General features: G+C 60.2%; 12 protein-coding genes. 4 read left to right on the top strand and 8 right to left on the bottom strand.

Annotated features, from left to right (window positions below; genetic code table 11):
* Positions 1–253 precede the first annotated feature (253 nt).
* A complete protein-coding gene (locus EN742_RS11265) occupies positions 254–2,458 on the top strand; it encodes an adenylate/guanylate cyclase domain-containing protein (RefSeq protein WP_128332808.1) in 2,205 nt (734 codons plus the stop codon).
* A gap of 161 nt (positions 2,459–2,619) precedes the next feature.
* Here EN742_RS11265 and EN742_RS11270 read toward each other — a convergent pair whose 3' ends face one another.
* Positions 2,620–3,492, bottom strand: a complete 873-nt coding sequence (locus EN742_RS11270) for a FecR domain-containing protein (RefSeq protein ID WP_126054243.1) — start codon at positions 3,490–3,492, stop codon at positions 2,620–2,622.
* Positions 3,493–3,591: 99 nt separating this feature from the next.
* Here EN742_RS11270 and EN742_RS11275 point away from each other — a divergent pair, with 99 nt between their 5' ends.
* On the top strand, positions 3,592–3,996 hold the full coding sequence (locus EN742_RS11275) for a hypothetical protein (protein WP_126054244.1): 405 nt from the start codon (positions 3,592–3,594) through the stop codon (positions 3,994–3,996).
* Positions 3,997–4,297: 301 nt separating this feature from the next.
* Here EN742_RS11275 and EN742_RS11280 read toward each other — a convergent pair whose 3' ends face one another.
* A complete protein-coding gene (locus tag EN742_RS11280) occupies positions 4,298–4,588 on the bottom strand; it encodes a hypothetical protein (RefSeq protein WP_126054245.1) in 291 nt (96 codons plus the stop codon).
* A gap of 688 nt (positions 4,589–5,276) precedes the next feature.
* Between EN742_RS11280 and EN742_RS11285 the strand changes: the two genes are divergently transcribed.
* Positions 5,277–6,407 carry a tyrosine-type recombinase/integrase gene (locus EN742_RS11285; RefSeq protein ID WP_245492296.1) on the top strand — a complete coding sequence of 377 codons (1,131 nt, stop codon included), beginning with the start codon at positions 5,277–5,279 and terminating at the stop codon, positions 6,405–6,407.
* Positions 6,408–6,410: 3 nt separating this feature from the next.
* Here the strand turns inward: EN742_RS11285 and EN742_RS11290 are convergent, their stop codons facing one another.
* A complete protein-coding gene (locus tag EN742_RS11290) occupies positions 6,411–6,860 on the bottom strand; it encodes a hypothetical protein (RefSeq protein ID WP_128332810.1) in 450 nt (149 codons plus the stop codon).
* Positions 6,861–6,888: 28 nt separating this feature from the next.
* Between EN742_RS11290 and EN742_RS40005 the strand changes: the two genes are divergently transcribed.
* Positions 6,889–7,476 (top strand): CatB-related O-acetyltransferase, encoded by a 588-nt coding sequence (locus EN742_RS40005; protein ID WP_128332811.1) that lies wholly within the window; start codon positions 6,889–6,891, stop codon positions 7,474–7,476.
* Here EN742_RS40005 and EN742_RS11300 read toward each other — a convergent pair.
* From EN742_RS11300 to EN742_RS38050, 5 genes are all read right to left on the bottom strand, one after another.
* Positions 7,458–8,792 carry a hypothetical protein gene (locus tag EN742_RS11300; RefSeq protein ID WP_128332812.1) on the bottom strand — a complete coding sequence of 445 codons (1,335 nt, stop codon included), beginning with the start codon at positions 8,790–8,792 and terminating at the stop codon, positions 7,458–7,460. The genes EN742_RS40005 and EN742_RS11300 overlap by 19 nt on opposite strands.
* 77 nt (positions 8,793–8,869) lie before the next feature.
* On the bottom strand, positions 8,870–9,232 hold the full coding sequence (locus EN742_RS39305) for a helix-turn-helix domain-containing protein (protein WP_245492297.1): 363 nt from the start codon (positions 9,230–9,232) through the stop codon (positions 8,870–8,872).
* A gap of 14 nt (positions 9,233–9,246) precedes the next feature.
* Positions 9,247–9,606 carry a hypothetical protein gene (locus EN742_RS11310; RefSeq protein WP_128332813.1) on the bottom strand — a complete coding sequence of 120 codons (360 nt, stop codon included), beginning with the start codon at positions 9,604–9,606 and terminating at the stop codon, positions 9,247–9,249.
* 199 nt (positions 9,607–9,805) lie between these two features.
* Positions 9,806–10,168: a hypothetical protein gene (locus tag EN742_RS11315; protein ID WP_128332814.1), complete on the bottom strand. Its 363-nt coding sequence runs from the start codon at positions 10,166–10,168 to the stop codon at positions 9,806–9,808.
* Positions 10,169–10,174: 6 nt separating this feature from the next.
* On the bottom strand, positions 10,175–10,867 hold a 693-nt coding region (locus EN742_RS38050; protein ID WP_189375281.1), incomplete at its 5' end, for a hypothetical protein.

A 10,867-nucleotide genomic window follows, 5' to 3' on the forward strand; every position in this document is an offset into this window, starting at 1 on the left:
GTCGCAGAGGGTGGCTTTTCGAGCCGTTTCCTAGTGCAAAGAACACCAGTCAACTCGAAGCCTTGCGCGTGCGCATGCTCACTTAACCTGTTCAATCTCAGGAGCCGGCGCTAGGCCTTTCGGCGTTGCCTGCTAGGTTGGCGATTGCGTATTCGCCGGGAACAATGCAGCCTAGGCTTGGGGTTCGAGAAGCTACTTCCCGGGGCGGGACCATGCAGGACGGATTCGCGGCACGGCAACTGGTGCAGAAGTCATGACACGCGCTCAGTTGGCCGGTGTCATCCTGGGCTCGTCGCTGGTAGCGGCGCTTACCATTGTCCGGGCGAGCGACCCGCAGCCGTTGAGACTCGCCCGCGAAGCGACGTTCGACCAATATCAGCGGCTGGCACCTCGCAGCTTCGAGGCGATGCCCGTCCGCGTGGTCGACATAGACGAGGCTTCATTGCGGCAGTTCGGGCAGTGGCCGTGGCCCAGGGATCGCATGGCGGCTCTGGTCGACAAACTGACGGAGCTTGGCGCGGCAGTCATCGCGTTCGACATCCTTTTCGCCGAACCCGATCGTCTGTCGCCTCGCAGTGTTGTCCGCGACGTGCCAGGCATCGATCCTGCCCTGCTCGATCGCCTGCCCGACAACGACGAGATCTTCGCCCGGTCGATCGCCGGCAAGCCGGTTGTCCTGGGTTACGGCATCTCCAACGAAGGGAACTATCATCCGCAGGTGAAGGCTGGCATTGCCTTTACGGGCGAGAGCCCGGTCGATGCTCCTCCCCATATCAGGGCAGCCACACCGCTGCGGCCGCAGCTTGAGGCCAATGCCGCCGGCATCGGACATATCAGCCTCAATCCAGGCAAATCGACCGCTGTCGTGAGGACAGCTCCACTCTTTCTGACTGATGGCGAGCAGCTTTATCCGGGTCTTGCTCTCGAAGCCATGAGGGTAGCGCAGGGCGCCTCCACCTATCTGATTGCCGGCGCGCCGGAAGGGCAGGGCATAATGACCTCCGTCAAGATCGGCGACTTCGTTATCCCGGTGACCTCGGCAGGCGAACTCTGGCTCTATGTCAGTCCCGACAGGGCGGAACGGTATGTTTCGGCGAAGGACGTGCTTGCACCCAATGGCGTCTCGCCCCAAACAAGGGCCGCGATCGAGGGCAACATCGTGTTTGTCGGCACCTCCTCCGCCGGGCTGCAGGATATTCGTGTCACGGCGCTCGGTGAGAACGTGCCGGGCGTCTCGCTCCACGCGCAGATGGTTGAACAGGTACTGTCCGGCCACTATCTGTCGCGGCCCGACTGGGCAAACGGGCTGGAAATCGCGTCGATCGCGATGCTGGGCAGCCTTCTGGTGCTTCTCACGATTTTCGTAAGCCCCGCGATTGCTCTCGCCTGCGGCCTGGCGATCACCGGTATGGCGCTCGTCGCATCATGGCTTGCCTTTTCGCTTGCGGGACTGCTGTTCGACCCGTTTGCGCCAATCGTCATGGGCTCGATCACGCATTTCGCGACCACCTCTTTCCGCTTCCTGGTGACTGACCGGGAGCGGCGCGCGATCCGGCGGGCCTTCGGTCAATATCTGTCGCCATCGCTGCTCTACCGTATCGAGCACACCCGCGACGCGCTTCGTCTTGGCGGCGACGACCGCGAGCTGACCGTGATGTTTGTCGATGTACGCAACTTCACCGAGATCAGCGAAAGACTGCCGCCCACCGCCGTCGTGCGGTTTCTGAACACGCTTCTCGACGCGCTCAGCCGTCATGTCACCGCCAACGAAGGCACACTCGACAAGTTCATCGGCGATTCGATCATGGCCTTTTGGAATGCCCCGATCGATGTCGCCGATCATCCCGCCAAAGCCGTTCGCGCGGCATTGGCCATGCGCGAGACGATTGCTCGCCTCAACGAAAGCGACGCATTCGGATTCGGCGCCGAGCAGACGGTTCGCATCGGCATCGGAATCCATACCGGCGTCGCCTGCGTCGGAAACATGGGTGCTGAGTCGCGATTCAACTATTCGGCGGTGGGCGACGCAGTGAACACCGCAGCGCGTATCGAGACGGTGTGCAAGACGGTGAGCTTCGACATCCTCGCGTCCGACGACACCGTAAGATCGCTGCCAGGCTGGGCTTTCCTCGACGCGGGATCGCTGGAGCTCAAGGGAAAAAGGGCGAGGACGAGAATCAATGCCGTCGTCGGCGATGAAAGTGTTGCCTCGTCGCCGGATTTTGCGGAATTGCGGCTTCTGCACGGCAAGCTCGTCGAAGCGTTGCGTTCGCGCTCGCCTGGCAGCCGAAAGATCATCGCGGCGGCCAAAGCCAAGGCCGCGGGCCTGCCGGCGGGCTTGCAGGACTTCTATGGCAGGATATCGCGCAGAGCGGATGATTTTCTTGCCAAACGGGCGGGTGCGGCGGCGGAAGCGAATGCCGGCTATGCGGAGCAACAATTCGGCTCCAACTCCTGACCTGCATTTGGACAGGGCAGTTGACCGCCGCGCTCGCTGCTCTTCAAGGGCAATGAGTTCGGCCACACCGATCTAGAAGCACTTAGCCCCGACCGGCCAGCGAAGCCGAATAGCGGAAGCGCCAGGAAAAAGAGCAGCTATCCGTTGCTCTTGCCGCCGCCCTATCCCTTCTTGCCAGGACCGTAGGATTTTCCGGGATTGCTGGGGTCGTGCTTGCCGGGGTCATTTCCATGACCGTTGTTGCCATCATCCGTTGGCGGGGCCGGCGGGTCCGGCGGATCCGGCGGATTGGGTGTGCCCGGACTGGGTGGACTGGGCGCCCGTTGCTGCTGCGGCCGCGGCGTATGCTCCTGCTGAATGGCGGCCGTAAGCCCGCAATTTCCGCCCGTACCGAAGCCTCCCGAAAGCTGCTGAGTGCCGGTCAGAAACGGCAACGCCCGCTGGGTGCCGAGTGCGGTGAGCACAGATCGATTGACCTTGGTAACGTCGCTCATAGCGCCTGATGGCGACGCGACCACACAATCGCAACGCTGCTTCAGTTCCCGGCATCCGCCACCGCTGCAGAACCGAGCCGACCCCTTCAGGAGCACGACGGCGGTTTTGCCGTTGGGCGCGATGTGAACATCGAATGCTGTTCCCCGCACGCCTATCGTGCCTGCAGGCGTGACGATCTGGTAGGCGGACGAGGACGAACTTCCGCTTATCCAGCGAAACGTTCCCTTGGCAGCGCGGATGGTAAGGTTCTTCACCGAATTATCATCGTTGAAGACGTACTTGTCGATGACGACGGAGGAACCCCACCCTACCGCCAGCTTGGTGCCATCCATGAACACGAATTGGCCAAGCCCGGTATTGGATGTCCTGATACGTTCGTCCCGGTGAACGGGTGCGCTGACCACCAGCGGTCCGGTTGCGCCGGTGACGGCAGTCTTGATCACGACTGCCTTGCCGACTGTTTCGGCGGCGGCTATCGGTGTCGCATTGTTGAGCGTCGCGGCAAGCGCGACAACAGCAACCCACCTCAAGGACGGCATTGCATCCTCCTGTAAGATCGATCTTTATTAGCAATTTCTTTATTAGCACATGTACCAAAGGTTGTCTTTACGGGAGGGCATACGTCAATTTGAGTAGACATGGCTCGTTTCCGCAGGCGAAGTTCGATCGGCAATTCGCAATTCGGCGGCGACCCGATGAACGGCCATCTGGACGAAATTCGCATCACGGTCGGTCATAACCGTTACGAGCTCGGACACGAGCTTCACGCCGCCGACTGCGGCTTTTCCCAAGGTCAAAAAATGCCGCGCGGTGCAAGGCAGGCATACTGGGCCGGCCTCAATGCGTCAGCGGTTGAACTTGCCTTCGTAGCCGTAGGAAATGTCACTCGGCAGACTGAGCGCTGCTTGCCGGAATTCGAGATTGAATATCTGATCCGTATACCGGCCATCGTTCAACAGCCCGTCCCATGCGAAGAACGCGGCAACCGCGACAAGGATGAGCATAAACGTTCGCATCGGAACCCCCTCTCTCAAGAGGGCTGAAGCTCTCCCATGGAATGCTTGCGCATCCTCAACACCAGCAAGCGCGTGGCCGCGAACGGTGTCATGACGAGAAACGTCATCGCGACGCTGATGAGGAATGACAACTGACAGAATGCGCTGGGAACGTAACAAACAGCTTCCATAGACCTAACCCCTTCAAACCACGGTTACTCTGGTGGCCTCCCTCCGCCCGCTCTCCAAGCATGATCCTGCTTCGGCAGAAATACAATAGGTTGCTAATATAAGATTGTCATCGCTTTGCTCTCCGCTGGCCAGCAGCACGAGCCTCGGCCTCAGCTTCTCAGTATTTGATTTTTCTTGATTCTATAGGTCCCAGCCCGGCAGATACGCGTCGCGCGACGTCTCTAACTAGATGATGGATCGCGCTCGGCTCGTTCTTGGCATATGCCGTGAAGAATTCCATCGACTGTGCAACCTGATAAATTTCCCGGAAGTTCCGCGACATCAACCCATCGTTGTCTTCAAACGGGTTCAACATCACGCACTCCATCCGCTCTACGGCGTCAGGAAATCTCGCGAGGTAGGCTTTGAGGAACTCCTCGATCTGTTCGTCGCTGAAATGCTTACCCATGGTCTCCTCCGCGCAGCAGTACATAGATAGCTAGTCCGGCAATCAGCAGGAGGATTGTAGTCTGCTGAGAGTTGTAAGGGTCGGCGAAGACGCCGAGCTCTGTGAAACCTCATATCGGGGTTCGCTGTTAGAGCAGCCGGCGAGAGCCGCAGCAGCCAGGCAAAGAACGGCAGTTCACATTTCCCCCTCTATTTCGCATGAGGAGCGGGAGCGTGACAGGTATCGCCCGCGCCGACAAAGCCGGGAGGGATATTGGCCATAAATTGGACAGCGAAGGGAGATTGCCAGCAAAGTGCTTGCTGGTACGCCCAAGGGGAATCGAACCCCTGTTACCGCCGTGAAAGTGTTGCGATCTTGACGCTTTGCCAGTTGCGCTCTTCCACTGGTTTCCATATAATTCAACTAGTTAGCAGCCGTCATTCCATTGCGTGTCATTGCGTTACACGGGATGATATTAGACGAATATTAGACGAGTTTGTGGAGGTGGAGATTGCCGAGAACGCTTGAAGAGGCGCAAGTCACAACAAAGGCGGCGCGCCTGAAACTGCCCAAAGGGACTCATTGGCGGGCCATCGACCCCGACATCCACCTTGGGTACCGCCTGGCACCCCGAGGTGGGAGATGGGTGGTTAGGTGGTACGTGGATGGTCGCTATAGACAAGACACGCTAGGCACGGCCGATGACGTAATGGATGCTGACGGCGTTGAATGTCTGTCTTTTTCCCAGGCAACGACAGCGGCCCGATCCTTGGTTGAGATTAGGCGACGAGAAAGCCTCGCGAAAGCGAAAGGTGCGCCGTTGACTGTGCGCTCGGCGGTCGATGCCTACGTTGAGGGCCGTGAGAAAGTCGAGCGCGCCAGGGGTGGCCGGTTCGACACAGGGAACCGCATGCGCAAGCATGTCCTCTCGGATGCCGCCTTGGCCGATAAGGAGATGCATGCGCTCACGGAAGCGGACTTACAGGATTGGCGAGGTCGATTGCCCGATGCGCTCGCTCGCGCCAGTGTGATGCGTGTCAACAATGACCTGAAAGCCGCGCTCAACGCTGCCGCGAGTAAACACGCACGGCATCTTCGGGACCTAAATGCATCCCACATTGGGGTCGTGATCAAGAACGGCTTGGCGGCCGTCGATGCTGTTTCACCGGTCGCCCGAGACAAGGCTATATTGCCAGATGCTGATATCCGCCGGATTGTCGAGGCTTCAGAAGCTGTTGATTGCGAGGACGAGTGGGGCGGGGATTTCGCGCGCCTCGTGCTGGTATTGGCGGCAACCGGGAGTCGATTTTCGCAGGTGATCCGCCTCACCGTTGCGGACGTTCAAACGTCTCAATCTCGCCTGATGATTCCGGTTAGCCACAAAGGCAGGGGTGAGAAGCATACCACGCGTACAGCGGTGCCGGTGGGTGAAGAAGTTTTCAGCGCGTTGCGCCCGGCCGTTGCCGGCCGGCGCGGCGGCGAAATTCTATTGCTTCGACCGCGCTGGAAGCAGTTGACGCCAACCAAATGGACAATGGTCGGCAGAGAGCCGTGGAAAACCCCGAGCGAACTGGCAAGGCCATGGAAGGCTGTCGTTGCCGAGGCTGGTTTGAGCGCAGATGTCCCCCCGTATGCGTTGCGGCATTCCTCTATCGTTAGAGGGTTGCGCTCGGGCTTACCTGTCCGTCTCGTGGCGGCGTTGCACGACACCTCAAGCGCCATGATTGAGAAGCACTACAGCGCCTACATTGTGTCCGCCCTTGACGAATTGGCGGCACGGGCGGTGATTTCGCTTAAGTCCGCCGATGTTACGCCAATTAGGCCGGCGGCGGCCGGCTAGGCGCTAGAGTGCAGACGCGTCGGTCCAGAACGCGTCGATCTCCGCATCCGTCCAGCCGAACGCTTGGCCGAACACCGCCGTGAGGGGGTGAGCCCGCTGGAATTCGGTTGCCCCGGAAAGCAGCATTTCGGCCGGGAACCGGCTTGCCTCGGGGAGGGCATCAACCAGGCTGGCCATTGCGGCCGGGATCTCGCCGGTCTTGACCGCCGCGAGGGCTTCCGCCTCGGTAATGATTTCTCGCACCGCCAATGCTTCGAAGAATTGCCGATCTGAAATCGCCTCAGGCACTGGCGGCGGCGAAGGCAGCGGGACAGCGAACGCTTCGCCGTCGAACAGGAAGCCGGGCACTACCTCGTCGGGCGCCGCAATGAAGCCTAGCGGATGCTCTTCCGCTTCGCACGTCCGATCCGACTGGACGACAACGCCGTTTTCGACCAAGACAAAGTTAGTCATCTGCAAGCCCCTTCATTAGGATTGAGTTATGGCATTCAAGAAACTGCGTATTAGGCTCGGGTTGCTTGCCGGGCCGGATACGATACCGCGCCATGCGAAAGTCGGCCGAGAGACTCACGGCGTTAATGCCGGAACGTTCCTCAACTGCACCGCAAAATCGCCGGTAGAAATTGGAGCGTTTTGCTCGGTTGGTCCGGGCGTGCTCTTTCTGTGCCAGGCCGATCATCCGACCGACACGGCCTCGACCTTCCCCTTTCAGTCCAGGATATTCCGGCAGAAAAAGAACCTGGAATATTTGACGTCCAAGGGTCCGATCACGGTCCGGAATGATGTCTGGATCGGCGCTCGGGCCGTCATCCTGTCCGGCGTGACCATCGGCGACGGCGCCGTCATCGCTGCCGGCAGTGTCGTAACCAAAGACGTGCCGCCGTACACGCTCGTCGGCGGCAATCCTGCCAAGATCATCAAGCGGCGCTTTGCCGACAAGACGATTGCGGGCTTGCTGGAAATCGAATGGTGGAACTGGCCTATCGCAAGGCTGAAAGCCGAGCGCGAAGCGTTTGACTTGCCCGCCGAAGAGTTCGCCCGCCGTTATCATCAGGTGCGCCAGAACTGAACACGGCTATAAACTTCCGTCCCGCCGAAATTGTTCGCGTAGCCGTAACCCGTTGTGCCGCGAGTGCTTTCGACGCGATGCTCCAACCGATACGTTTTCCCTGCGATGATGGGGGCCGCGCCGAAGCTGCGTGTTACACCGTCCGATCCGAAGCCCGACCGTTCTGATGAGCCATAGGCAGCAACTACAGCATCGGTCACGTTGTAGAGTCGCGTCTGCATGAGGCCCACCGCCCAGGATGGGGCAGACCATTCAACCCAGCCCGCCACCGTTGCGGTAAATGTGTTTGAAGAAACCGTGATGAGCCCAAAGGGGTCGCGAACTTCGGTATTCAGGTCGCGTATCTGCCACGAGCCTGCCGTTGCGCCGCCGCCGTTTGTACCTGCAGCCTTCTGATCTTCAATAATGGCCGCCGGAGCAGCAGCCCCTGCTAGAGCATACCTTGCGTCCAGAAGAGAGGTGTAGTTGCCCATGTGGACGATTTCATAGGCGTTCGCACCCACAGACCACCCACCCCACTTGAGCTTGTTGTCCGTGTCTAGACCAAGCAATCCAGCGTAGGTACCCGACCTATGCAGCGTGATGTATGCAGCCTTGGTGGCATCACCGAGGGCCATAATGGAATGACCGGCAGGCGTAGCCGTAGCCATGTTGGTGACACCAGCAGGCATCTGGAACGTTTGCGCGGCCGTGAAGGTGTTCGCCGCCGCCTTGAACAACGCTATGACTTGTTGAACGAAGCCCGTGGTCGCCAACTGCGTCGTGTTGGTGCCGTCTGCCGCCGTAGGGGCCGCTGGCGTGCCGGTAAAGGTCGGGCTGGCAAGATTGGCTTTCAGCGCCCCCAAGGCGGCCACGAAAGCGGTCGTCGCCAGTTGCGTCGTGTTGGTGCCTGGGGCCGCCGTGGCCGCCGTGGGCGTGCCGGTGAGCGCGGGGCTTGCAAGCGGGGCCTTCGCCGCCAAAGCAGCGGTCATTGTCGCCGCGAAGTTGGCGTCATTGCCCAACGCCAGCGCCAATTCCGCGAGGGTATCCAGCGCGGCGGGCGCCGCCCCGACGATGTCCGCGAAATAGGCGCGCGCCCATTGCGTGGTTGCGATGCGCGTCGAGTTATCGCTGCCGCCCGGCGTCGGGGCCGTAGGCGCCCCAGCAAGCGCCGCGTTGAGCAGAGGCGCCTTTTGAACAAGCGTCGACAGGATGGTGGCGACATCGAGGTCGGCGGCCTGCAAAGCAGCGATCAGCCGGCCGACATCATAGGCCAGGTTGTTGGTGCCGTTAGGAAGCGGCCAATTCCGGTTCGGGGTGACGTTATCAACGGGCATAAGTGCTCTCCGATTTCGAGAGCACTATGCGTCGGGAACCCGGTGCATCGTCGGCGCAATGTGCACCGCCGTTGCCTCTAGCCGGCGTCTGTACCGCGCGTCTTGGTGCGCTCTTTGGAGGTCACGAACTTTTCCACCGTTTCCGCCCGGTACAGGATACGGCCCTGTTTCTTGACGTAGCCGGGGCCGGTGCCGAGCACCCGCCAGCGGGCGAGCGTGGCTTTGCTCACCCGAAGGATACCGGCGACGTCATCGCCGGTGAGAAGGGCGTCGCCTGTGACGGCAATGGCTGCGTGGGCCGCGCCGCCCTCTCCAAGAGAAAGCGCGAACGCCTCGGCCTTGGCGGTGAGGTCCGCCACGGCCTTTTCCGCCGCCGCCAGCGCCCGGCGGGCGTCGGTCGCTGCGATCTGGAGGTCGCGGGCGAGATCTGCGGCCGACATCGCGCCCCCGCCTGCTACGCCGCTGACTCGAGGAGAAGGCGGCAGTCGTCTTCGTCCAGCCATTGCCAAAGCGATGCCGCCGGGTTGAGAAGATATTCGGCCTTGACCCTGAAATCTGCCAGGGTGCTCACCGGATAGCCAATTATCGCGCTCTTCACACTGGCCTCTGCTTCCGCGAGTGCCTCGAAATAGGGGACGAAGCTGGCGTCATAGGACTGATCGGTCGGGTCCGCCTTTTCGCACACGCGGTCTATCTCGGCGAAAATCTTGCGGTGCCATTCGATTAGCTCACCCAGGCCGAGGCCGGCGGTGGGGCATGCGGCCACGGCCGACTTGCTGAATCCAGGCAGTTCGATAATCTGAGCGGTAGCCATTTTCGAAGCTCCATCTTCGGTTTTGGTTAGAGCCGGCGATTGCTCTAACAATCGCTGGCTCACCTTGATCGTATAAGCCTCGCTCAATTGCAACATAAATCATCTGATATTATGCCATAGCAATGTTTTTAATTTTTTATTGTTTGCATACCGCAAACTAAATCACAAATCGGCAAAACGATGTTTGCAATTTGCAAACCTATGCCGAATCTCCGTTGTCTCGGGGACGCCCGATAAAGCACAGGGTACCGAAAAGAACTGGCTCGCCTGTCACCGAATGAGCGGCGACAGGCACGACAGGCCCCACCATGAAATAGGGCAAACGGCGCATCGCCTTGGCGTTTCGAAGAGCGCCCGCGACCTCGATACAGGGTTGCGGAATTGCGATGTGCCGGATAGCGGCATCTTCGTCGGAACCGGCTTGGAAATCGATCAATGAGAAATCGCCGCCGAGCGCGAAGCTCGCCGTAAGCGGGTAAGGCTCGCCGAGGATGGTCGGCGCGAGAATAGGCACCTCGCCACCCGGCATATCTGACAAGATCAGCGATTTGAGTTCGTGCATTGTGCCTTAGTCCGACAAGCTTGATTGAATCGTGCCGCGATGCGCGGCGGCCTGCTTTGCGAGCGCGCCCTCTACAGCCGCAGAGATTGCTTTGGCGTCCGCGCCTGGGGCATTAACGGTGAGGGTTACACTAAACGGGGCATTGATCTGTTGCGGCTCATGGACCGTGAGCGGTTCCGCTATCTGTATGCTGGCCGCCTTGACGGTGCCGGCGTCGACTTCGTCCGTCTTGGTAGGCGAGCCCTGCTTAGTCACCTCGCTCAACGGCTTCATGAGGTCGCGGATAGTCGCGGACAGCGAGCCCATATCCGCCGGTTTCTGGCCTGCTACAAAGGGCGCCGAAGGCGCCGGGGGCGTTTCCACCTTCGGCGTCACAAGGGCGCCCACGGCGGCCCCTGCGCGCGTCGCCGGCACGTTCGGCCCCTCGGGAAGCTTGGCGGCGTTGATGTCAATGCCGAGCTTGGTTTTTATGACATCGGGAAGCCAGCCGACGAGGTCGTTGACAGCACCTTTCAGCCAGGCCACCACGTCCGCCCATTTCGATTGGAGGCCGTCCCAAATGGATTGAACCATGGCGACGCCGGCATCGTAGAGCTTGCCCGCGATTCCTTGGATATAGGCCACCGCCGAGGCGAACAGGCCTTTGACATAATCCCAAAAGTCGGCAAACCATTTCGCGATGGCATCCCAATTCTGATA

This window comes from Mesorhizobium sp. M4A.F.Ca.ET.020.02.1.1 (assembly GCF_004022645.1).
Classification (GTDB): domain Bacteria; phylum Pseudomonadota; class Alphaproteobacteria; order Rhizobiales; family Rhizobiaceae; genus Mesorhizobium.

Excerpts from the sequence above, each read along its gene's own strand:
- EN742_RS11265 (WP_128332808.1), top strand. The coding sequence starts at position 254 with ATGACACGCGCTCAGTTGGCCGGTGTCATCCTGGGCTCGTCGCTGGTA.
- EN742_RS11290 (WP_128332810.1), bottom strand. The coding sequence starts at position 6,860 with ATGACTAACTTTGTCTTGGTCGAAAACGGCGTTGTCGTCCAGTCGGAT.
- EN742_RS40005 (WP_128332811.1), top strand. The coding sequence starts at position 6,889 with ATGGCATTCAAGAAACTGCGTATTAGGCTCGGGTTGCTTGCCGGGCCG.
- EN742_RS11285 (WP_245492296.1), top strand. The coding sequence starts at position 5,277 with ATGGATGCTGACGGCGTTGAATGTCTGTCTTTTTCCCAGGCAACGACA.
- EN742_RS11300 (WP_128332812.1), bottom strand. The coding sequence starts at position 8,792 with ATGCCCGTTGATAACGTCACCCCGAACCGGAATTGGCCGCTTCCTAAC.
- EN742_RS11310 (WP_128332813.1), bottom strand. The coding sequence starts at position 9,606 with ATGGCTACCGCTCAGATTATCGAACTGCCTGGATTCAGCAAGTCGGCC.
- EN742_RS11270 (WP_126054243.1), bottom strand. The coding sequence starts at position 3,492 with ATGCCGTCCTTGAGGTGGGTTGCTGTTGTCGCGCTTGCCGCGACGCTC.
- EN742_RS11275 (WP_126054244.1), top strand. The coding sequence starts at position 3,592 with ATGGCTCGTTTCCGCAGGCGAAGTTCGATCGGCAATTCGCAATTCGGC.
- EN742_RS11315 (WP_128332814.1), bottom strand. The coding sequence starts at position 10,168 with ATGCACGAACTCAAATCGCTGATCTTGTCAGATATGCCGGGTGGCGAG.
- EN742_RS11280 (WP_126054245.1), bottom strand. The coding sequence starts at position 4,588 with ATGGGTAAGCATTTCAGCGACGAACAGATCGAGGAGTTCCTCAAAGCC.
- EN742_RS39305 (WP_245492297.1), bottom strand. The coding sequence starts at position 9,232 with ATGTCGGCCGCAGATCTCGCCCGCGACCTCCAGATCGCAGCGACCGAC.